This window comes from Thermoflavimicrobium daqui, assembly GCF_003313465.1.
Lineage (GTDB): Bacteria > Bacillota > Bacilli > Thermoactinomycetales > Thermoactinomycetaceae > Thermoflavimicrobium > Thermoflavimicrobium daqui.
In genome coordinates, this window is record NZ_KZ845663.1 from 99882 (window position 1) to 122158 (window position 22277).

Annotated in this window: 26 protein-coding genes; 10 read left to right on the plus strand and 16 right to left on the minus strand. The window is 38.2% G+C overall.

Annotation, left to right across the window (positions count from 1 at the left end; all coding sequences use genetic code 11):
- Positions 1-6 precede the first annotated feature (6 nt).
- From spoIIIAD to DL897_RS00545, 5 genes are all read right to left on the minus strand, one after another.
- The gene (gene spoIIIAD / locus DL897_RS00525) at positions 7-396 is read right to left on the minus strand and encodes a stage III sporulation protein AD (protein WP_113657177.1); all 390 of its coding nucleotides are present in this window, start codon (positions 394-396) and stop codon (positions 7-9) included.
- A gap of 15 nt (positions 397-411) precedes the next feature.
- Positions 412-618 carry a stage III sporulation protein AC gene (spoIIIAC, locus tag DL897_RS00530; RefSeq protein WP_093229696.1) on the minus strand — a complete coding sequence of 69 codons (207 nt, stop codon included), beginning with the start codon at positions 616-618 and terminating at the stop codon, positions 412-414.
- Positions 619-629: 11 nt separating this feature from the next.
- Positions 630-1148 (minus strand): stage III sporulation protein SpoIIIAB, encoded by a 519-nt coding sequence (spoIIIAB, locus tag DL897_RS00535; protein WP_113657178.1) that lies wholly within the window; start codon positions 1146-1148, stop codon positions 630-632.
- Positions 1145-2119, minus strand: coding sequence for a stage III sporulation protein AA (gene spoIIIAA, locus DL897_RS00540; RefSeq protein WP_113657179.1), 975 nt, complete (start codon positions 2117-2119; stop codon positions 1145-1147). The genes spoIIIAB and spoIIIAA overlap by 4 nt, the downstream gene beginning before the upstream one ends.
- Positions 2120-2379: 260 nt before the next feature.
- A complete protein-coding gene (locus tag DL897_RS00545; protein WP_113657180.1) occupies positions 2380-2796 on the minus strand; it encodes a CD1247 N-terminal domain-containing protein in 417 nt (138 codons plus the stop codon).
- 128 nt (positions 2797-2924) lie between these two features.
- Here DL897_RS00545 and DL897_RS00550 point away from each other — a divergent pair, with 128 nt between their 5' ends.
- From DL897_RS00550 to DL897_RS00560, 3 genes are all read left to right on the plus strand, one after another.
- Complete coding sequence (locus DL897_RS00550) at positions 2925-4193, plus strand: MFS transporter (RefSeq protein WP_113657181.1); 1269 nt, start codon at positions 2925-2927, stop codon at positions 4191-4193.
- A gap of 328 nt (positions 4194-4521) precedes the next feature.
- Complete coding sequence (gene comA, locus DL897_RS00555) at positions 4522-5313, plus strand: phosphosulfolactate synthase (RefSeq protein WP_113657182.1); 792 nt, start codon at positions 4522-4524, stop codon at positions 5311-5313.
- 113 nt (positions 5314-5426) lie between these two features.
- Positions 5427-5882, plus strand: coding sequence for a DUF441 domain-containing protein (locus tag DL897_RS00560; RefSeq protein WP_113657183.1), 456 nt, complete (start codon positions 5427-5429; stop codon positions 5880-5882).
- 131 nt (positions 5883-6013) lie between these two features.
- Here DL897_RS00560 and DL897_RS00565 read toward each other — a convergent pair whose 3' ends face one another.
- From DL897_RS00565 to aroQ, 4 genes are all read right to left on the minus strand, one after another.
- Positions 6014-7192: a conserved virulence factor C family protein gene (locus tag DL897_RS00565; protein WP_113657184.1), complete on the minus strand. Its 1179-nt coding sequence runs from the start codon at positions 7190-7192 to the stop codon at positions 6014-6016.
- Positions 7193-7281: 89 nt separating this feature from the next.
- Complete coding sequence (gene efp, locus DL897_RS00570) at positions 7282-7839, minus strand: elongation factor P (RefSeq protein ID WP_113657185.1); 558 nt, start codon at positions 7837-7839, stop codon at positions 7282-7284.
- A 24-nt stretch (positions 7840-7863) separates the two neighbouring features.
- Positions 7864-8940, minus strand: a complete 1077-nt coding sequence (locus tag DL897_RS00575) for a M24 family metallopeptidase (RefSeq protein WP_113657186.1) — start codon at positions 8938-8940, stop codon at positions 7864-7866.
- Positions 8941-8952: 12 nt separating this feature from the next.
- Positions 8953-9402, minus strand: coding sequence for a type II 3-dehydroquinate dehydratase (gene aroQ / locus DL897_RS00580; RefSeq protein ID WP_206186463.1), 450 nt, complete (start codon positions 9400-9402; stop codon positions 8953-8955).
- A 297-nt stretch (positions 9403-9699) separates the two neighbouring features.
- On the opposite strand from aroQ, the gene DL897_RS00585 reads away from it, so the two are divergent.
- A complete protein-coding gene (locus DL897_RS00585) occupies positions 9700-10644 on the plus strand; it encodes a DUF1385 domain-containing protein (RefSeq protein WP_113657704.1) in 945 nt (314 codons plus the stop codon).
- Between the two features lie 39 nt (positions 10645-10683).
- Positions 10684-11037: a hypothetical protein gene (locus DL897_RS00590; protein WP_113657188.1), complete on the plus strand. Its 354-nt coding sequence runs from the start codon at positions 10684-10686 to the stop codon at positions 11035-11037.
- Between the two features lie 40 nt (positions 11038-11077).
- Here the strand turns inward: DL897_RS00590 and DL897_RS00595 are convergent, their stop codons facing one another.
- From DL897_RS00595 to DL897_RS00615, 5 genes are all read right to left on the minus strand, one after another.
- Complete coding sequence (locus DL897_RS00595) at positions 11078-11431, minus strand: protease complex subunit PrcB family protein (protein WP_113657189.1); 354 nt, start codon at positions 11429-11431, stop codon at positions 11078-11080.
- Between the two features lie 24 nt (positions 11432-11455).
- Positions 11456-12367, minus strand: a complete 912-nt coding sequence (locus DL897_RS00600; RefSeq protein ID WP_113657190.1) for a patatin-like phospholipase family protein — start codon at positions 12365-12367, stop codon at positions 11456-11458.
- A gap of 82 nt (positions 12368-12449) precedes the next feature.
- Positions 12450-12896 carry a transcriptional regulator MntR gene (mntR, locus tag DL897_RS00605; protein ID WP_113657191.1) on the minus strand — a complete coding sequence of 149 codons (447 nt, stop codon included), beginning with the start codon at positions 12894-12896 and terminating at the stop codon, positions 12450-12452.
- A 77-nt stretch (positions 12897-12973) separates the two neighbouring features.
- Complete coding sequence (locus DL897_RS00610; protein WP_113657192.1) at positions 12974-13531, minus strand: NADPH-dependent FMN reductase; 558 nt, start codon at positions 13529-13531, stop codon at positions 12974-12976.
- Positions 13532-13857: 326 nt separating this feature from the next.
- The gene (locus DL897_RS00615; RefSeq protein ID WP_113657193.1) at positions 13858-14337 is read right to left on the minus strand and encodes a hypothetical protein; all 480 of its coding nucleotides are present in this window, start codon (positions 14335-14337) and stop codon (positions 13858-13860) included.
- A 312-nt stretch (positions 14338-14649) separates the two neighbouring features.
- On the opposite strand from DL897_RS00615, the gene hutH reads away from it, so the two are divergent.
- Positions 14650-16182, plus strand: a complete 1533-nt coding sequence (hutH, locus tag DL897_RS00620) for a histidine ammonia-lyase (protein WP_113657194.1) — start codon at positions 14650-14652, stop codon at positions 16180-16182.
- Positions 16183-16279: 97 nt separating this feature from the next.
- On the opposite strand, the gene DL897_RS00625 is transcribed toward hutH, so the two are convergent.
- Positions 16280-17008 carry a metallophosphoesterase gene (locus DL897_RS00625; protein WP_168188578.1) on the minus strand — a complete coding sequence of 243 codons (729 nt, stop codon included), beginning with the start codon at positions 17006-17008 and terminating at the stop codon, positions 16280-16282.
- 242 nt (positions 17009-17250) lie between these two features.
- On the opposite strand from DL897_RS00625, the gene dat reads away from it, so the two are divergent.
- The 4 genes from dat to DL897_RS00645 all read left to right on the plus strand — a co-directional run bounded on the left by dat (position 17251) and on the right by DL897_RS00645 (position 21357).
- Positions 17251-18099, plus strand: coding sequence for a D-amino-acid transaminase (gene dat / locus DL897_RS00630; RefSeq protein ID WP_206186464.1), 849 nt, complete (start codon positions 17251-17253; stop codon positions 18097-18099).
- Positions 18100-18259: 160 nt separating this feature from the next.
- The gene (locus DL897_RS00635) at positions 18260-19231 is read left to right on the plus strand and encodes an ABC transporter ATP-binding protein (protein ID WP_113657197.1); all 972 of its coding nucleotides are present in this window, start codon (positions 18260-18262) and stop codon (positions 19229-19231) included.
- Between the two features lie 6 nt (positions 19232-19237).
- The gene (opuFB, locus tag DL897_RS00640) at positions 19238-20752 is read left to right on the plus strand and encodes an osmoprotectant update ABC transporter permease/substrate-binding subunit OpuFB (protein ID WP_113657198.1); all 1515 of its coding nucleotides are present in this window, start codon (positions 19238-19240) and stop codon (positions 20750-20752) included.
- Between the two features lie 227 nt (positions 20753-20979).
- Positions 20980-21357, plus strand: coding sequence for a hypothetical protein (locus tag DL897_RS00645; protein ID WP_113657199.1), 378 nt, complete (start codon positions 20980-20982; stop codon positions 21355-21357).
- Between the two features lie 83 nt (positions 21358-21440).
- Here the strand turns inward: DL897_RS00645 and DL897_RS00650 are convergent, their stop codons facing one another.
- The gene (locus DL897_RS00650) at positions 21441-22253 is read right to left on the minus strand and encodes a lipoate--protein ligase family protein (RefSeq protein ID WP_206186465.1); all 813 of its coding nucleotides are present in this window, start codon (positions 22251-22253) and stop codon (positions 21441-21443) included.
- Between the last annotated feature and the right edge of the window lie 24 nt (positions 22254-22277).

Genomic DNA, 22277 nt, shown 5'->3' on the forward strand with positions numbered 1-22277 from the left:
CACCTTTTAAGCAGGTAAAATTTGAATCACTGTTTCGATAATGACTGTAATAATTGGAATAGCCATTACCATAATTAAAAGTTTCCCTGCCAGCTCTATTTTTGAAGCAATGGACCCTTGTCCTGCATCGCGTGTCACTTGTGCACCAAATTCAGCGATATAAGCAATACCGACAATTTTCAAAATGGTCTCAAAAAAGAGGTTATTCACTCGTGCTTGTGTTGCTAAATGTTCCAACACCCGGATCACTTCGGCGATCTTCCCAGCTAGAGCAATAAAAATAACAATTCCAGTAAAAGTTGCTAGCAAAAAGGCGAACACGGGTTTTTGTTCTTTAATAACTAGTACTAGAAAAGTAGCGATAATCCCAATGCCTACCACCTGGATAATTTCCAAGCGGATCTCCTCCTATCAAGAACGAAAGAGGAACACATTTTTAATCGTCTGAAACAGATCCTGAATCAACATGGCAATCATAAATAAAACAACTCCAAATCCAAACAAGGTTACCCAATGTGCAAAATCCTCTTTTCCCATCTGCTTAAGTACGGTATGTATCATTGCCACAATAATTCCAATCCCAGCGATTTGAAAAACAGCATCTACATTGTATGGCATAAAACCCTCCCCTAATACAACAAGATGATAATGAATACTCCACAGAGGATGCCAACAGTCCTATACATTTTTTCATATTGAACTTGTTCATCTCGTGCTTTTCTTTCTTCTACATCCAAATTGGCTTGTGCCATTGCCACATGCTGTAATTGATCTTGACGATCTGAAACACCCAATGTTTGACTAAACTGAAGGAACACCTGTTTTTCGGGTTTTTTCATCGCTGTTTTAGGCCACTGCTCTTCAATCGCTTGGCGAAAACACTCATACGTCGATGCACCATCCATCTGTTTTAAGTTTTCTGCACATTGCCTGAAGATCGTGGCAATTACACCATCTACTCTAAGAGAAATCTGTTCACAGGCTTGGATTAAAGGCCTTGTTCCATAACCTATTTCAGTTTCTAGCAGAGATAAGGCCGAGCGTAACTGTCGAATATGTCGCGGTCGCTCTCTGTAACTCCTTGCTAAAAAAAACCCTGCCCAAGTAGCAGCTAAAAATACCAGACAAGCTCCCATCAATTTAATCATCGTGTATAAACCACCTTTTGACTTGGTAAAGGTACCGGTTGCAAAGACTCATTATAAATCCCTTCAATGGTTCCTGGACCTCGTCTACGGCTTAACAAAACAATTCGTGAGAAAATCCCTTCATGAATTAATCCAGATAAAATGGGACGATGACAAATTTCTTCAAGTGAGCTACCATGTGCTGTTGTGAACAGGTGAACACCTGAATAGACGGCCTCATGAACAGCTAGACTATCTTCTTGCCTTCCAATTTCGTCAACTACTAATATTTCAGGAGACATTGACCGAATCATCATCATCATTCCCTCAGCTTTAGGACAAGCATCTAACACATCCGTTCTTGGTCCAACATCGTGCTGAGGAACCCCATCTACACATCCAGCAATCTCTGAACGTTCATCGACTATTCCAACTTTCCGTGATCGAAACAATCTTCCACCTGTACTAGCTAATCGCGCTAAATCACGAATTAAAGTCGTTTTTCCACACTGAGGAGGTGAGACTAAAAGGAGATTTTCAACATCTTCACCTGAAATTAGATAAGAAATAAGTCCCTCGCCTACCCCCATGACTTGCCGAGCAACCCGAATATTAAATCCCGTGACTTCTCGAATATGTTTGACTTTCCCTTTCTCAACCACGACTTTACCTACCAGTCCGATCCGATGTCCTCCTTCAACGGTTACATATCCCTGACGTAGCTCTTCCTCCATTGTGTATAAAGAGTGGTTACTAATTAGGTTAAGCATTTTCTGACAGTCTTCTTTGTTTGGAAACATGCTATCTTTCGGTTTCATACTTAATTGACATGATTTACTTACAAACCAAGACTGCTCTGATGTAATGATTTCTAAGGGACGGCCTTGCCTCACTCGAATTTCTTCCAAACATCCAAGGATTGTTCGTGGTAGAGATTGTATTAACTCTCGGATGGACAAGGGAAGAATTTGATAGATCGGTTTTAGAGACATAGAGGCACCTCCTGTCCACACTTTTTCTTTTTTATCTCATTCTTATGGGAAGTTCATTTCAAATATGACAAGCATAGTGAAATTAGAAGAGTGCTATGTAAAGGCAAAAAAATGGATGCCCATAAGTGTTTGGCATCCATTTAACAATGGTCGTTCTTTATACATAAAAAGTTTCAATGATTTATTAAGCAAAATCATAGTTAATTGCTATCTTGTATCTTTATATGCAAACATCGATTTATCGATCCGACTATAATCATTTAAGTTAAACTTTCATTGACACCGCTACGCCGTGGTTCAATGTCTGTAGCATCTTCAACAACTAAAACAGTATTACATTTCGGGCAAAGTACCTCTACTTCCGCATCGTCTAAATCCTCTTCATCAACCAAAACTTCCTCACCACATTCTGGACAAACAATCTCTACAAACCCTTCTAAATCTTCATCATACTCATCTGTGTCTTCATATACAGCTAATTCTAACTCATTAAGATCATCATCAATTTCTTCCACATAATCTTCGAGCTCACGTAGACGCGCTTCTACATGCTGGGTTGCTTCTAATAACTCATCAAGAACATCGACGAGACGAAAAAGGGACTTACGGTCTACTGTATTATTTCCTTCTAACAACCCACGAACATAAGATATCTCTCTTCTCAAACGTTCATACATGTCAGCTCACCTTCTTTCCTCATGTTATCAAGTAGTCTCACCTAAAAAAATGACTCCCATACTTTTCAATAATTGGGAGCAATCAGGGCAAGCTAACAAGGACATAATTTAACCTAGAGGTGACATGCATGACATCTTCAACCCAGAAAAATACCCCTACCACTGCTGCTTTAATTACACTCAGTTTGATACCACTGATGATGGTGTTAGGGAATTCCATGATTATACCTGCTTTACCTTTAATCGAAAAATCTTTAGACATTTCTTCATTCCAAGTCAGTTTACTTATCACTCTTTTTTCTATTCCTGCTGGCATCGTCATACCTGTGACAGGTATCTTAGCAGATCGGATCGGTCGGAAAAAAGTGATCTTTGTAAGCTTACTTATTTATGGCTTAGGTGGATTACTTGCTGGTATTTCTGCTTTTTGGAATAATGGCTCCTATCCGTTTCTTCTAGGTGCTCGTATATTACAAGGAATCGGAGCCGCAGGAACCTCACCGATCGCAATGGTATTAATTAGTGATTTATATCAAAAAGAAGAACGGAGTAAAGTACTAGGAATCAATGAAGCATCTAATGCTTTTGGAAAAGTGTTAAGCCCCATTCTTGGATCTTTATTGATGTTAATTACTTGGTATACCATGTTTTTTGTCTTTCCTTTGCTTTGTATTCCCGTAGCTATAGCACTTTGGAAGGTGATTAAAGAACCTTCAGCCAAACAAGATCCTATCCCCTTAAAACAATATGGAACTGACATTCGCAAAATCTTTCAACGTCAGGGAAAGTGGTTGATTATCGCTTTTTTAGCAGGTGCAATCACTCTTTTAACCTTATTTGGTGTCCTATTTTATTTATCAGACACCCTAGAAAAAAGCCACCACATTGCTGGTGTAAAAAAGGGATTTATTTTAGCTATTCCACTTTCCTCACTCTGTATAGTTTCATATTGGGCTGGAAGTCATGTCAAAAATAAAACCAGTCAAATGAAAAAGTTTATTTTAATTGGCTTAGGGATTATGGCTGTATTTAGTGCAATTCTGCCTTGGGTATCTCAAATAATCTTACTGATCTCTGTATCATTTTGCCTAGGGATTGGTGCTGGGCTTATCCTCCCATGTCTCAATACCTTGATTACATCAGCTATCGGCATGCAAGAACGAGGAATCATTACTTCGCTTTATGGTAGTGTACGTTTTTTTGGGGTCGCTTTTGGTCCCCCGATCTTTGAAAGACTATCTTCCCAGCCATTTTTGTTATATTACGGACTGACAGCCTTATTTATCCTAATTGGTATAGGCGCTGCTGTCTTTATCCATCGTCCACAACGTCTTCGTGGCAAAGATGGACGATCTCGCTTACTGATCCGCAAAAAGAAATTTCAACCTTCCAGTTAGCTCCTATTCTAAAGGTAATCCCTTTCAATTCCAGCTGTTATTGGTTACATGATCTGTCTTTAGAAAGTTTAATGTTCTTTTCTTGCTACTTACAATGGGTTTCTCCAACTATGTACCAACTTAGAACATCTTAGAGAAACCCTATTTCTTTTAAGTTCGATTTATTTCAACGCATCCTTTCATGAGTAGCAGTTTTACAATCCTATTTTTAGGCATACAATAGGATATAACTGTTTATTTAAGCGAATTTTTAGAATATACTAAACATAGGAAATGAATTTCGATTCCAGATGTAATTAATGATGACTTTCATTAGCGAGGTGATTGAATGGAGCCAATATTTCTCCAAGATTGGAATCCTGCGTGGTTGGATCGTTCTCAAACTCGGAACAAAAAACCTCGAATTACAGGGATAACCAGTCTAATTGATCGCGGGATGGGTCTTTATTCATTTGAAGAATTGTTACAATTGGCAGGTGACTATATCGATTTTATTAAGTTAGGCTTTGGGACTGCAGCTATTACTCCTACCGACATCCTACAAAAAAAAATAGCATTAGCTAGGCAGTATCAAGTTGATCTTTACCCAGGCGGAACCTTTTTTGAAGTAGCTTGTGAGCATGGAAATGTTACTACTTATTTTAAAACCGTAAAACACTTTGGATTTAGATGGGTTGAGATATCTGATGGTACCATAGAGATCACTTTACAAAAACGTAGTTGGATGATTCAACAAGCCATTTCACATGGACTCAAAGTCATTACCGAAATCGGGAAGAAAAAAGCAAATTCATTCTTACCTCTCTCCGAATTCCTTTCCTTATATGAACACGATCTAGAGCAAGGTGCTTCATATGTAATAATTGAAGGTAGAGAAGATGGAAAAAATGTAGGATTATATGATGAACAAGGACAAATGGATGCTGATTATGTACAACAATTGATTAAATATGTCAATCTCAACCAAGTTATATGGGAAGCTCCGCAAAAAAAACAACACATTCAATTGATTAAATGGATCGGTAATGATGTTAACCTAGGTAATATCCCACCGTCTGAAGTCATGTCTCTTGAAACACTCCGTCGCGGGCTAAGATCTGATACTTTCTACTTTTGGTAAGGCGTTAGCTTATCGTTTCAGACTAAAAAACAATAATCAATTGTTTATTAATATTTTGTGATGCTTGGACATACAGTGTAAAAAAACACTGTGTGGACAGGAGCGGCGCAAAAATGAAAGGCGATATCTTTTTAGTTGTTCTGATCTTAATCGGCATTATTGGACGCTCCCCTTTGATTACAACAGCAGCAAGCTTTTTACTTATTCTAAAAATGCTACACTTTGAGCGTTTTTTCCCAACCGTTGAACGACGTGGGCTTGAACTGGGATTACTATTTTTAACAATCTCCGTTCTAGTTCCCTTCGCAGCCGGAAGGATTTCACATAAAGATTTTATTACCGTTTTTGTTTCTGTCTCTGGAATCTTGGCTTTGCTTGGTGGAGCATTGGCTACGTATATGAACGGAAAAGGGTTAGATGTGCTAAAAATGGATCCACAATTAATTGTAGGAATGATGATCGGGTCCATTTTTGGTATTCTCTTTTTACGTGGAATCCCAGTCGGACCTCTAATGGCCGCAGCACTTACAGCCCTCTTTCTCAAAATTTTTCGTTTTTTATTTAAGTAAGCTACCCACAAGCTAACTGACTATGCCAAGTCTAATTCAGCTCAACTATCTCGTTTATCCCTATTTTTCTACCACAAAAAAAGAATCACTTTACGAATGAAGAAAGTGATTCCAATCTGATAAACTGATCTTTATTCTTTATCTTCTTTCTCTTGAGATAACCCACGGGTCATTTGTTGCCAAACAGTCCCACTGGCTTCTTCCCCTTTTTCGATACGCTCTACAGCCATTTGCACTTGCATTCGCACTTCAAACTCTGGCTCATTCATCGCTTGTTTAAGAGCGGTAAGTGCTGTATCATCTCCAACCTCATAAAGAAAGCGTGCTGCACGCCAGCGAACCAATTTATTCGGATCACGAAGGGCTTCGCTCATAGCTGGAATTGCATCCGGATCGCCTAGATCGGATAAACTATCCCCAGCAGTACGCCGTACAATAGCTGATGAATCTCGTAGCCCTTTATATAAATAGGGTAAGACTTCTTTACCACCAATCATTCCCAAATACACAACCGCTAAACGACGGATCGCAGGTTTCGGGTCACTCAAGGCTTGATCTAGAAGGTCTAAATGACTAGCTGTTGGCTCCCATCTTTCTAAAGCTGCATAACGTTTTTCCCACTCGGCTTCCTTTAATGCTTGTCGAACTTGTTCAGCAGTTACTGATTGCGATTGAATCAACACTTCACCATCATCGATTACTTGCTGTACTAACTCATCGAGACGTTTCTGATCATAAGCAGCACAAATCTCTTCTAATACTTGTGCTCCAACATCTTTCATTTCTCCATACCGTGGACTTTGTTCCACCCATTTTCGTTCTAAAATCAAATTAGAAGTCCCCGCTTGTGCTTTCATCACTGCTTCTTTAAAACGATCAGGCAATCCGACACGTTCTTCCAGTCCTTCTTTCACAAGCTTAATTTGCATAGGGATACCCCGTAGCTGTTGAATAGATACAATCACTTCACCAAAGGATTGGGGGGACTTACTCTCTTCACTTTCCTGTTTGGTATCAGCTGGGGAAAGCTGTTCTTTAACTCCTATGTGACCAGCTTCTCCTAAAACTACTCTTGCTTTTGATAAGACAGTCTGCCAATCCGCTTTCGGATGTCTTTCTATTGAGATAAAGTCAAGCACCTGAAAAACACCTGTAACTCCATCAATGTTTAATAACTCAATGATATACTTCGGAGCATTTTCCTTCTTTTTTAAAGTAAAATTATAGCTGGTACCTGTTGGCAAACTCTCATCTAAGTTTAATTTCATCACATTTGGACTCGGAGTAGGTTCAATGGAGATAATTTTCACTTCAAACACCTCACCTTATGAGTAAAAAGAAAGCCTCTGCCAGTAACAGAGACTTTCTCATTTTTAGGTAAAATAGATTCTAAACCTCGTTAAGCACGGGATACATATTCACCACTACGTGTATCAATAATTAGGCGATCTCCTTCATTGATAAAGAGAGGGACTTGCACTACAAAACCGGTCGAAAGCTTAGCTGGTTTACTAGCACCTGAGACCGTATCCCCTTTGATTCCTGGTTCAGTTTCAACAACTTCTAGTTCAACTGTATTGGGCAATTGAACTCCAATGGTCTCACCTTTAAATATCACTAAGTTTACATTCATATTTTCTTGTAAGAAGTTTAGCTCATATTTTAAACGCTCTTCAGGTAATGTAATTTGATCATAGGTTTCATTATCCATAAAAGTATATTCCCCACCACTCTCATAAAGATACTGCATTTGGCGAGTTTCTACTAATGCTTTTTGTACTTTCTCTCCAGCTCGGAAGGTACGCTCTTGAATATTTCCATTTCTTAAATTGCGTAATTTTGAACGAACAAAAGCTGCTCCTTTTCCTGGTTTCACATGTTGAAATTCAATAACCTGCCAAACATCTCCATCGAGTTCAATCGTTAATCCGGTACGAAAATCGTTCACACTTATCATGTTTCTTCCTCCTACTACTTAAACTCAATCAATGATAATAAGTTCTTTCTTGCTTTGGGTTAAGACTTCATAACCTGACTCAGTTACTAGAACATCGTCCTCGATTCTTACGCCCCCGAGTTCTGGAATATAAATTCCAGGCTCTACAGTTACTACCATACCAGGAGCTAACACATCTTCACTTTGAGTGGATAAGGTTGGTCCTTCATGAACTTCCAAGCCAATACCATGACCTAGCCCATGTCCAAAATAGTTACCATAACCACAAGCCGTAATGTAGTCTCGAGAAGCTGCATCGACTTCGACACCAGAGATACCCGGACGAATCGACTGAATACCTCGCATTTCTGCCTCTAATACAATATCATAAATTTGCTTTTGTTTCTCGCTGGGTTTTCCTATCATAATGGTTCGAGTCATATCGGATATATACCCTTGGTAAAGTGCACCAAAGTCTAGAGTGATTAGGTCACCTTTTTCAATCACTTTGTCACTCGCGACTCCGTGTGGTAAAGCTGAGCGTTTTCCTGAGGCTATAATCATATCAAATGATGAAGAGGTGGCTCCATACTCACGCATTAAAAACTCGAGACGCGTTGCAACTTGTACTTCAGTCATTCCTGGTTTGATCTCTTTAAGAATTTGTGCAAAAGCGCGATCGACAATAGCGACTGCCTGACGTATGGTTGCTATTTCGGACTCATCCTTTATCATTCGTAGCTTATCAACATACTGATTTACAGGTTTAAGTTGTAATCCTGCTAATCCTTTTTGTAAAGCTTGATATTCAGCAAATGAAACTGCTTCAGCTTCAAATGCGACTTCGGTTACTCCTAAGTGATTACATTCTTTTGCAATGGTTGGAATGCGATCAGGATGACGTTTATATTCAATCGTCTTAAAATTAGGTGCTTGTGATTTGGCTTGTACCGTGTAACGTGTATCTACAAAAAGAAACATTTCTGTTTGAGTTACAAGTACAGTTCCTGCCGAGCCGGTAAACCCCGAAATATAGCGGCGATTGGGAGGACGCGTGATCAAAATGGCTTCTATTCCATCTTTATTCATCTGGTTACGTAGCTTCTTTAATCGCTTTTCCATGCTTTCCACTCCTTATACATCTGTAGCTTCATTCAATTTCTGTTGAATCGAAATTAATGCAAGTTCATAGCTCATTAAACCGAAACCTACAATCTGTCCTTGGCTGACAGGAGCAGTTACCGATGTAGTCCGAAAAGCTTCACGAGCATGTATATTCGATAGATGTACTTCAATCACAGGGATATCGATCGAAGCAATCGCATCACGAATCGCATAACTGTAATGAGTATAGGCACCTGGATTCAATATAATATAATCAAATTTCTCACTTGCAAAATGGAGGTGATTAATCAGATCACCTTCCATATTAGATTGGTAACAAGTTACGTCTAAGTCTAGCTTTGTACCTAACTCAATTAAGCGACGATTTAACTCATCTAGTGTGGCTATTCCATATACATCTGGCTCTCTTTTGCCCAAAAGATTTAAATTCGGACCGTGTAGGACAAGCACATTTGCCACGAGATCATCTCCTGATATGGTATAAATCTTATGTAAAATTCCATTTCTACATAAAAACGAATCGTTTTTATGCCCGATGATATAAGAGTTCTCACTCGATTTAAAATTCATGTTTATAATTAATTATTGTCCCATGATTTTTGTATTTTGTCCAATGTTTCATCGCTCGAAAACATTCAAGGCCAAGCATCTTTATGATAAAATAAAGATACTAACGAAAAAAATAAAGGTGGTGCAGTACGAAACGTGGCTGAAAAACCTGTACTATATGGTGGACAAGCTGTAGTCGAAGGAGTGATGTTCGGCGGCCGTTACACTCAAGTTACAGCAATCCGACGCAAAAATGGAGAAATCGAAACACACGAATTATATAAAAAAGAAAACCCCACCCTTTCTATCTTCAAAAAAATCCCCTTAATTCGTGGCATTGTCTCATTGATTGAATCCAGTGCCTCTGGAGCGAAGCATCTTCAGCATGCCACAGAAGTATACGATCTAGATTTAGAAGAAGATAATGACCGTGCTCAAGATACTTCCTCAACAAATAAAACTTCCTCTTCTTGGAGTTTTGGTGTGGTATTAAGTGTAGCTGTAATAGGTGTTTTATCATTTATTATTGGAAAAGTTATCTTTACTGCACTACCTGCTTTTTTATCTAGTATTTTATTTGATCGTTTTACCAAAAATCCATTGATACAAAGTGTAATTGAAGGCGGTATCAAAACACTCTTACTCTTAGGGTACTTATGGGCTATTTCTCAAACTCCTTTGATTAAACGCTTATTTCAATATCACGGCGCAGAGCATAAAGTGATAAGTACTTATGAGCTCGGTCAAGAGTTAACTATAAAAAACGTGCAAAAACAATCCACTCTACATTATCGATGTGGTAGTAGCTTTATCATTCTTACTGTGATTGTTGGGGTTATCGTCTATTCTTTCTTTCAGTATGATACGATTTGGGATCGCATCTGGACTCGGCTTCTACTTCTTCCCATCGTGATTGGTTTATCTTATGAAGTGTTACGGTTTACCAATGCCGTACGTGATATCCCAGTTCTTAGATATCTTGGATATCCTGGCTTATGGTTACAAAAACTAACTACAAAAGAACCTACTGACGATCAAGTAGAAGTTGCTATTGCAGCGTTTAACCGTATGCGCGAACTTGATGCAGAAGTAGCAAGCAATAAATATTCGAAACACTCAGCTCCAACCCATCTTTCTTCTTCCACGTCTTAAAACTTGGCATACTTTAGCCAATGATGAAAGGGTGGTTGCATGACTCATCCTCGACCGTCCACTTTAAAAGGATGGCGTATTATCATTTTTGCGTTGGTTGCTCTCGGCTTTGGACATAAAGTTTGGAACTCCTTATCCACATTATGGATATTTCTCCTAAATATCCTGATACCTATCGGCTTAATTGGTATCGTTATTTATTTATATAAGTATCCACCTAAGTGGCTACGAAAAATGAGCCTTTCACATCGACCACCCTATACGCGTCAGCGCAAAAAAGGGAATAAAGATATCAAAGATAAAAAAACACGTCCACTTCGAGCGATTAGCAATCAAAAGAAAAAAGACCATCCTTTTCGAGTTATTGATGGTAATAAAAAGAAATCACTTTAAATATCTACTCCCTCTATAAAATATAGAGGGTTTCTTTTTTCTAACGAAATCGTACAACTTGTCGATCAGGTTGTACTAGCCAGACACGTATGGAGCCACTGACTACAGCCAATACAAATGGATAAACAACAACTTGTGGATAAAATTTATCCTTATCCGGGAAAATCTCTTCAATGAAAACATCCGTTTCTTTTTCATCACCTTCTACATTTATTACTTCTATACGATATCCTGGATTTGGACGCATCCCGAGTGTAATTAGTAAATAGTTCTCATCCTTCCATGTAAACACATGAATCCCTTTCTCTTTTTTTTGTTGCAAAAACCAATCCACTACCTCCTGCGGAAGCTGTTGAATTTCCTCTAGTGAAATCTCTTTAAAACCAATTGACATCGGTATTTCCTCCAAGTATCATTTTTATTTTTTTCCACGCAACTGAAGATATTGATCAAAGGACCAATCTTTGAAAAATTCTTCTGCTTTTTGCTGCCCTGCACGAAATAATTCCTCTTTCTTTTCACGACTGATAGAAAAGTCAGTCAGTTTCACATCAAGTGGTGGAACCATTACCGTTCGTAATGCATCTTGTCCTTCAATTGCTCGATTATCATGTGCCTCTAACATCGTAAAGAAGATCGATAAAAACATACTAAAAGGTCCTGCAATTTCATGCACATGTTTAGCATTAGATTGAAAGCAAAAACCAAATGTGGGCCATCGTGGTTCATCTCGATCAAACAACCAAACGGGGAAATTACTTAATACACCTCCATCTACAATATAGCTCGTCTTTTTCGTAGTCTGATGTTTTATTTTGACCGGCTCAAAAAAATAAGGGATACTACTGCTCATGCGAACAGCTCGTGCAATGGATAGTTTTTCTCTAGAAATACCGTATTCCTCAATGTCATCTGGTAAAACTAATAGCCGGCTACGACTAATATCTGAAGCAATTACAAATAATTCCCTACCGTTTTGCAAATCTCCAAAAGTATACACACCTTTTACTCTTAATAAATCATCTATCCATTTTTCGATTGCATCCCCAGGGTACATCCCTTTTTTCAACCAAAGACGGAAGGCAGGTCCGATATATGGAACTTGATTAAACCAGGTTGGAGCTAACAAATCCATAAAATTTTTCTCTAACAAAATGGGATATAATTCCTCGGTTGTATATCCAGCAGCGATGAGCGAGGCAATTAAGGCACCAGCTGATGTTCCTGCCAATCGTTTAAAACGAAATCCTTTTTTTTCTGCAACTGATAAGGCACCGACTAATCCAATCCCTTTAACCCCTCCACCTTCAAACACAACATCCGCCCACATAACAGATTTCCCCCAATCTTTTGATCCTTTAACATCATTCTATGAAAGAGAAAACAAAAAAACCCAAGGATTGTTCCATGGGTTAGAGTGACTGTACATCTTCCGTTTCTTCCTGCGTCTCTTTTTCCTTAAGTACATGTAAATGTTCAACAATCGCCGAATTCTTTTCCAAAAAAGCAACTAAATTTTCGATACACGTAATGGAATCCCAACTTAGGTGATGTTCAATTCCTTCAACATCTTCATAAATCTGTTCTTCGCTTACACCAATGAGTCTTAGAAAGTGCTCTAATAAATGATGTCGGTCAACTAGACGTTTTCCAATCTTTTTTCCCTTTGCGGTTAGCACGAGTCCTCGATACTTCTCATAAACTAAGTACTTATTTTGATCCAGCTTTTGTACCATCTTCGTTACTGACGAGGGGTGTACTTCCAACGCTTCGGCAATATCAGAAACTCTGGCATATCCTTTCTGTTCAATCAACTTATAGATATTTTCCAAGTAATCTTCCATGCTTGGCGTTGGCATAGTAAACCCCTCCTACATAACTATCTGATAATTTTATTTTATCACACTTATTAATCATAAAACATCCAATTTCCGTGTTAAATTTTACGTACTTCTTTACCCATGATTTCAATGGCTTCCACCAAACTTTTTCCTAAATCCTCTAAACGTTGTTGTATTTTTTCATCTTTCAGCGAGCCATCTGGGTTAAATGCCATGTATGAACGTGGAACAGAAACCATGGACGGCAAAGGCCAAGCATGTAAAGTACGGCAAATAATACTCAATGTATTTAAAGTATTGGTAGCTCCCATTGCACCACCTGCAGTGGCTACTAAAGCAACAAGCTTTCCTTCTAGTTCGCGTGCACCTATGAAGTCAAGGGCATTTTTCAAGACACCAGAGATACTACCATGATATTCAGGAGATCCGAAGATAAATCCATCAGCTTCTAACATTTTCGCTTTAAAACGTTGGACTGATTCAGGATAAGTTGAATCATCGGAACGGTTATCATAAATCGGAAGTGGTTTTTCTCTAAAATCGAACAGTTCTACCTCTGCTCCATACTTTTGGGCTGCTTCCATTACAATCTTAACAGATTGCTTTGTAGTCGAACCCGGATTCATGCTACCCGCAATAGCAAGGATTTTCAATACCAAACACTCCCTCTAAAGTATGTAGAATCCAAGTAGCGGCAATTTCTGTTGACAAACTACTAGTAGAATCGATTTCTCATGGGGGGAAGAGAAATTCTCATTCAACTTTTGGATATGCACGATTCAGTATACAAGATTTACTTTCGATTTTCTACCATTACAATAAGAATTTAGCCATTTCTTCATCGATTAAGAGACATATCGTCAGAAAACATTAGAAATACATATATATTTTGACATCTTCTTTTTCTTATAAAGATAAGAACTTCGAAGAGCTGGGCTCTAAGAAGTTCCATTAAAATATAATGGATATACAACCACTTCTAATGTGTTGAAATATCATGAGCAGCTAAGCGAATGTAATCTACATATACCCGACCTTGAGGAAGGAAAAAAGATACACTAATTGAATGAGTTTCTTTAGGAGGAGAAGGAACAATAACAAAATAAGGAGAAAAACGTCTGTTTTTTGCTTGTGGTAATGTAATCATCAGTGGTGTTGTCCGAAGTGTATTACCTCGTCTGTCTAAATAAACGACTGTTGCAAAAAGTTGGACTTTGATACGGATCGGACTGTCATTATATACCCGAAAATATAAATAATAGGCGCATTGATGCTCAAATACAGAAGTCTGTATTTTTTGTTTAACTACACTTCGTGTAAACGGTGAGATACCCATCAACATCGAAGCATCCCCTTGATAAATAGGGTTACGAACACGGTTACTATTTTGTATCACCCATGGCGCTAATCCACGACGAAATCCACCATTTAATAATATATTTCTGTTAGAACAAGTCACCTCTCGCCCTCCTGTTAATCAAAATTTACTATTCATTTCCTAATTTATGTCGAGTTCGAAAGTTCGGTTGGGCAAAAGAAAAGTTGGACTTTCAGTTCAATTGCACAGTATAATGAAAATAGATTTTAATTTATAAAGAGTAGTTAAGATTGGCATATTCCCTGAGGTGATGGTATGAAAAAATTCATTTACAAACTAAAATCGATACCAATCATAAAATGTCAATATCCGGCCAGTAAAAGGGAGGGCTAGGTTTATACCTAACCCTCCCTTTTACTTGTTCTTTGACTTAATAAAGGAGGAAAGTACTCTATGACAACAGACAAAACGATTGATATTCATGGAGACGAGCTAACACTAGAACAATATTCTGCTGTGGTACACGATCGAGTTCCTGTTCAATTAAGTCCCAAAGCCATTCAAAAAATGAGCTCTTCCAAAGCTCATGTAGACCATTTAGTTAAAGAAGAACAGACCGTCTACGGAGTTACGACCGGTTTTGGAAAATTTAGCGATCACTTCATCACAAGTGAACAATCTCATGAATTACAATTAAATTTAATTAAAAGTCACGCTTGTGGGGTTGGAGAACCACTTCCAGAAGAGATTGTACGAGGTATGATGCTACTTCGAGTTAATGCACTCGCCAAAGGTTATTCGGGAATTTCCCCTCGAACAGTTCAAGCACTTATTTCTTTACTTAATCAGCAAATTCATCCGATCATTCCTTCTCAAGGTTCATTAGGAGCGAGTGGGGACTTAGCTCCTCTTGCTCACATGTGTTTACCTCTACTTGGTTTAGGTGAGGTAAGCTTTCGTGGACAAATTAGACCCTCTATCCAAGTATTAAATGAAGTCGGTTTAGAACCCATTCAATTAGAACCAAAAGAAGGACTCGCTTTAATTAATGGTACACAAATGATGTGTAGTTTACTTACAGAGGCTATCATTCAAGCACGAACTCTATTATTATCAGCAGACATTATTTCTGCTTTGACACTTGAAGCCTTACAAGGAATCCCACATGCTTTTCATCCTCTACTTCAACAAGTACGAGGTCATCAAGGACAAATAACGACTGCCAAAAATATGCTCGCTCTACTCGATGGTAGTGAATTAACTACACAACCTGCAGAAAAACGTGTACAAGATGCTTATAGTTTACGTTGTATTCCGCAAGTTCATGGCGCTTCCAAAGATGCTTATCACTATAGCATGCACGTTGTGGAAACAGAAATGAATGCAGTCACTGATAACCCTCTGATTTTCCCTGAGATTGGACAAGTCATCTCAGGTGGCAACTTTCATGGGCAGCCGCTCGCACTTGTCGCGGATTTTCTAAAAATAGCTCTTGCTGAAATAGCTAATATCTCTGAAAGGAGAACAGAACGACTTGTAAATCCCCAATTAAGTGGACTACCTGCTTTCTTAATCCAAAATGGGGGACTTCATTCGGGATATATGATTCTACAATATGTTGCTGCTTCTTTAGTATCAGAAAACAAAGTTTTATGCCATCCAGCTTCAGTCGACTCAATTCCTTCTTCAGCCAATCAAGAAGATCATGTAAGTATGGGATCAATTGGAGCAAGGAAATGTTTGGAAGTTATTGAAAACACCAAGAAAGTACTTGCGATTGAATATCTTTGTGCAGCACAAGCATTGGAGTTTACCACCAAAAAATGTGGTCGAGGCTCTCATATTGCTTATCAACTTTTACGAGAATCTCTTCCACCATTGACTGAAGATCGCGAAGGGTATAAGGATATCGAGATTTCTACCAAGTTGCTACAACATAATACTTTAGTCAATGAAGTGACTCGTAAAGTAGACCTACAACTATAGATTGAGGTAAACTTTAAAGCTTTAATAAAAAAGGGGGTCTCTTGCAGCTATCCATACACGGTGCAAAGAGAACCCCTTTTCTCTATAAACGAAACGGTTATCTAATTTTTATAGGACAAAACTTTAATGCATCACATGCCACTAAACGCAGCTCTATTCCATCGATCTCTCCTTGAATAGCTTCATCTGCTGACTTCCCATGCATATGTCCGTAAATACACATGGTTACGTGATAGGATCGCATAATCTCCATAAACTTCGATTCAGAGGCATGTTTGGTGAGTGGAGGAAAGTGTAACATGACGATTTTAGGTAAGTCAGGATAATCTTTTTGTGCTGCTTCTAACGCTAACTGCAGCCTCCCAACCTGTCGCTCATAAATCTTTTGGTCTGTCTCGATCTGAAAGTTAGGGTCACCTGGTAACATCCAGCCTCTTGTACCTGCAACAACAACTCCTTCGACACAGGTATAGTCTGCATCAATCCATTCCATTCCTTTAGGTAAATAATTACGAATCTTTTTCTTACTATGATAGTAATACTCATGGTTTCCTGGGGAAAAAACCTTTTTTCCTGGTAGTTCTGCAATCCAACCAAAGTCGTATTGTGCTTGTTCCCATTTTAGTGCCCAACTAATATCCCCTGGAATTAAAACCGTATCATCTGTAGACACAAGTTTTAACCAATGGTCTCGAATGATGTCATAATGATTATTCCAGCCAAATTTGCTCATCGGCTTTTCAATATCATGCTGAGCATCAATATCATAAAGTCCGACAGGTTTATTAAATGATAGATGCAAATCACTGATTGCAAATATAGACAACTTTTCCACGTCCCTTTTCTAATTCCACTGCCAGTATTATATCATTTTTTGATCATTCGATCGTTCATAAGGTCATTGTTTTGATCATGATGGTTCATCATCGAGACTATTGAAGAACACCTTCTAGGAAATTTTGTAGTCGAACTGTACATAATTCATTACCATTATAATTAAGCTTGTATTTCATAATTTTTTCCTGCAAACTAAAATATATCATGAATAAAATTGGAGGAAAGGTACAAATGATTTTATATGATGATCATCTCATTGATCGTTCCGAAGTAAAAATTGATATCGAAGATCGAGCATATCAATTTGGTGACGGTGTTTATGAAGTCATTCGTGTATATCAGGCTCATCCTTTTTGTATGGACGAACATCTGGCACGATTAGAGCGTAGTGCAAGAGAAATTTATTTACAACTCCCCTATGAAATTGAAAAAATAAAGTCTTTACTTTCTCAGTTAATTGAAAAGAATAATTTGCAAGACGGAAATATTTATATTCAAATTAGTCGTGGAACAGCTCCCCGCCAACATGGCTTCCCGAAAGAATCACGCCCTTTGATCATTGCCTATGCACAACCAAATCAACGACCACTACAGGATCTAAAACAAGGGGTTCGCGCCATCACTACACAGGACATTCGTTGGTTACGTTGTGATATTAAAAGTCTAAACCTATTAGGAGCTGTTTTAGCTAAACAGGCAGCCGTAGAAAATAATGCAAAAGAAGCTATTTTAATCCGTGATGGTAAGGTGACAGAAGGTAGTTCTACGAACATCTTTTTCATAAAAAACGGTCAACTCTGGACCCATCCTGCTAATCATCTCATTTTACATGGAATTACCCGCCAAGTTACCCTCTCTTTAGCTGAAAAATTAGAAATCCCTGTTAAACAAGAAGCTATCTTGGAATCCCAAATTCCAGAAATGGATGAATGTTTCTTAACGAGTACAACAATGGAAATCTGTCCTATCGTTCAGGTTAATGATCAACCTATTGGCAATGGTCATCCAGGACCTATCACTCGTAAATTACAGTTGGAGTTTGAAAAACAAATCACTCAACTTCACACAGTGGTAAATTAAAGAAATCATCTTTATACCATACTTAATTATCTAATCTATCTCATCACCTTGCATCATCTCTTTCATAAGTTTACAATCCACGTAGGGCATATCATCAAAGAATGATATGCCCCTTTATTTTGCAAGACTTTGCTTCGATAAAAAGAAAAGGAGAAATAAAATGATTCAATTTGACGGGGTATCTAAAGTTTTTGGTGATGGAACAACAGCTGTAAACTCATTAAATTTGCATATAGAAAGTGGAGAGTTTTTTGTATTGATCGGTCCGAGCGGCTGTGGCAAAACAACAACAATGAAAATGATTAATCGTTTACTCGATGCAACGGATGGATCTATTTATATCAATAAAAAAAACATACTTGACTATGATATTCATGAATTACGTTGGAATATCGGGTATGTTCTTCAGCAAATTGCTTTATTCCCTCATATGACCATCGCTGAAAATATATCGGTTGTTCCTGAACTTAAAAAATGGAAACACGACCAAATTCAAAAACGGGTCGATGAACTACTAGATATGGTTGGACTCGATCCAGAAACCTATCGAAATCGAAAGCCGAACGAACTATCTGGTGGACAACAGCAACGAATCGGAGTCATTCGAGCATTGGCAGCAGATCCTGAAATTATCTTAATGGATGAGCCCTTTAGTGCATTAGATCCCATTAGTCGAGAGAAGCTTCAGAGTGATATTGCAAATTTACAAAAACGGATTAAGAAAACGATTGTCTTCGTTACCCATGATATGCAAGAAGCCTTAGCACTTGGTGATCGTATTTGCCTAATGAAAGATGGCGAAGTTGTACAAGTGGATACTCCACAAGCTATTATCCAAAATCCAGCCAATGATTTTGTAAAAGAATTTATAGGGAATCATGCAATCACCCAACCAGAAATGGTATTCAATAAGGATATAAAGATTGAGGATTTTTTACCTTTAATGAATCATCATGAACCTGCAATAGAGCAAAAACAACCTCTTTCGCTCCATGCTCCTATGACTGAAATTTTTACTCGTTTAGCTCAAGAGGAAGTAGTTCCCATCGAAGAGAATGGCAAAATTATCGGGACGATTAATGCACAATCGGTCGTTAAATACTTAGCTGAAAAAATGGAAGAAAGAGGTTAAATAAGAATGGAGCCATTTTGGAATGTATTACAAGAAAGACAAGATCAGCTGTTTAGAGCATTGTTTGAGCATCTACAAATATCACTAATCGCTCTTTTGATAGCAGTCATTATTGCTATTCCGCTCGGATTCTACTTAACAAGACACGAGAAAATAGCAGAAGGGATCATCGGAATCTCTGCGATTATGCAAACAATTCCTTCTCTAGCTCTTCTCGGTTTACTCATTCCTCTTGTAGGAATTGGTAAAGTACCTGCCATTATCGCACTGGTTATCTATGCCTTACTTCCCATTTTAAGAAACACTTATACGGGAGTAAAAGAAGTAGACCCATCACTAATCGAAGCTGCTCGCGCTATGGGAATGAATAGCAGAAAACGATTATTTAAAGTAGAGCTTCCTCTTGCTTTACCAGTAATCATGGCAGGAATTCGCACAGCCATGGTATTAATCGTAGGTACAACAACCTTAGCGGCATTAATTGGTGCAGGGGGCTTAGGGAAGCTAATATTACTAGGAATTGATCGAAACGATCATGCTTTAATTGTACTTGGAGCAATACCTGCAGCATTGTTAGCCATCCTATTTGACATTATATTAAGAGTGGTAGAACGCACTTCCGTACGAGGATTCAAAAAGGGGATAATCATCGTATTGGTGGTTATCTTGGTGATTGTACTTCCGTTTGTTTGGAAAGGTGGAAAAAAAGATATCATTATCGCAGGAAAGCTGGGGTCAGAGCCTGAAATCTTAATTCAAATGTATAAATTGCTAATCGAACAGGATACCGATTTAGAAGTCGAGGTAAAGCCGGGTTTTGGGAAAACCTCTTTTGTCTTTAGTGCTCTTCAATCAGGAGATATTGATATATATCCAGAATTTACGGGAACGGCTATATCGACATTTATGAAAGAAAAGGCTGTTAGTAGCCATCAAGACCAAGTATATCAACAAGCAAAAACAGGTATGCTTAAAAAGTTTAATATGGTTATGTTGAAGCCGATGAATTACAACAATACGTACGCCTTAGCTGTCCCTAACAAAATAGCTAAACAGTATGATCTAAATTCCATTTCCGATTTAAAACAGGTGGCTCAACAAATGAAAGTCGGTTTTACCTTAGAATTTACAGATCGCGAAGATGGATATCGAGGGATACAAAGATTGTATGGTATTCAATTTCCCAAGGTCAAAACAATGGAACCTAAGTTACGTTATACTGCGATTCAAACAGGGGATATCAATCTCATTGATGCATACTCCACTGATAGTGAACTAAAACAATATCACTTAAAGGTATTAGATGATGATAAGGGATTATTCCCACCTTATCAAGGAGCCCCACTATTAAAGAAAGAAACGATTGAAAAATATCCAGAACTTGAATCATCTCTAAACAAACTCGCTGGAAAAATTACAGATGATGAAATGCGTGAGATGAATTATAAAGTCAATGTAAACGGGATTTCAGCACAGGAAGTAGCTAAAGAGTATTTGCAAAAAAAGGGACTTCTTAAGTAGAAGATGGAAAACGGAAATGACCTAAAAGGACTCAAAAGTACCTTTGGGTTATTCCCGTTTTTACTATTTTTTTCAAAAAATGCTCCTACTCATCATTAAATTGAACTTCTTTGACTCATAGCTTAGAAGTTCTTTTTTATACATAATTTTTTCATATCATTTACTTATTATCCTAAAATATGTAAAATTGTGATTATACACAAGTACATAGATGGAGTGATTTTTCAATGCAAGAAATGAAGGCGATGCTAACCGCTTTACTAGAAGGTCAACAATATTTAACCGCACGTATGGACTCGATGGAACATCACTTAAATCAATTAACAGGAGAGGTAAAAGAAGTCAAAAAAGAAGTCAAAGAACTCAATATGAGAGTCTCTCATCTAGAAGATACAGTTTCTAAGATAGAAACCAGAGTCTCTCATATCGAAGACAAAGTTATCAAAATTGAAGAAAAGATGGTTACGAAAGATGAATTACACGCACTCTCACAAACTGTAACAGATGGATTTCAGCAAACAGCAGCGACCCTGGAAAGTGCATACCAATCCATAGACCTTTTGAATAACGAACAAACTATAAGAAATATCAAAGGCATCCGATAATGCCCAAGGCTGTTAGCCCATCTGGTTTTCCTTTTCCTTTTCTATCAGAAAAGGAAAAGGAAAACCAGTAACGAAAACTTTATCTATCTTCGTAGATTCCAATCCGGATGATTATATTTTTCTACAACTAGCTTTTGGGCAAGTTCTTCCTCATAAGCAGTCAGGGTTGAATCGATTAAATCTAAACCCATTCCATCGGTAAACCCCGCTCGAAATGCAGTGATTACTTCCTCTAAACCCACTTTCTCCGAACGAAGCTGATTAATAGCTACTGCTTTTTTTGTAAAAGCTTCTTTTAACCTCTCTTTTACTCTTTCAGAGGGAAAACGTAGTACAGAAAACAACAAATCAACATCCATATCTAAAAGAATAGATCCATGTTGAAGCACAATACCCTGTTTACGTACTTGCGCACTACCGGCTACCTTTTTCCCTTTAAGTACTAACTCATAATCCGATGGAGAATCAAAACAAGCCGCCGTCGATGTAGCTGGTTGGTGTTTTGGCGGAGACATCAAAGCCTCCATACCCAGGTTTTGAAACCCTTGAACTAAGCTCTGACTAATCACGCGATATGACTCTGATACAGTGGGTGGAATCAGTGGATGATCTTCGGAAACAATGACACTATAAGTAAGCTCTTGGTCATGTAAAACGGCTCTTCCACCTGTAATCCGCCGGACAAATCCCAAACCATATCGTTTTAACTCCTCAAAATCTACTTCTTTTTGGGCTTTTTGAAAGTAGCCAATCGATAAAGTAGCAGGGTTCCACCCGTAAAAGCGTACGGTTGGTGGTACCTTTCCTTCTTGATGGGCAATCATAATCGCCTCATCAATCGCCATATTCCAAGCAGGGGTGTATTTCTGATATGGTATAAATCTCCATTGTTGCAACTTCTTCCCCTCCATTCTCCTTTC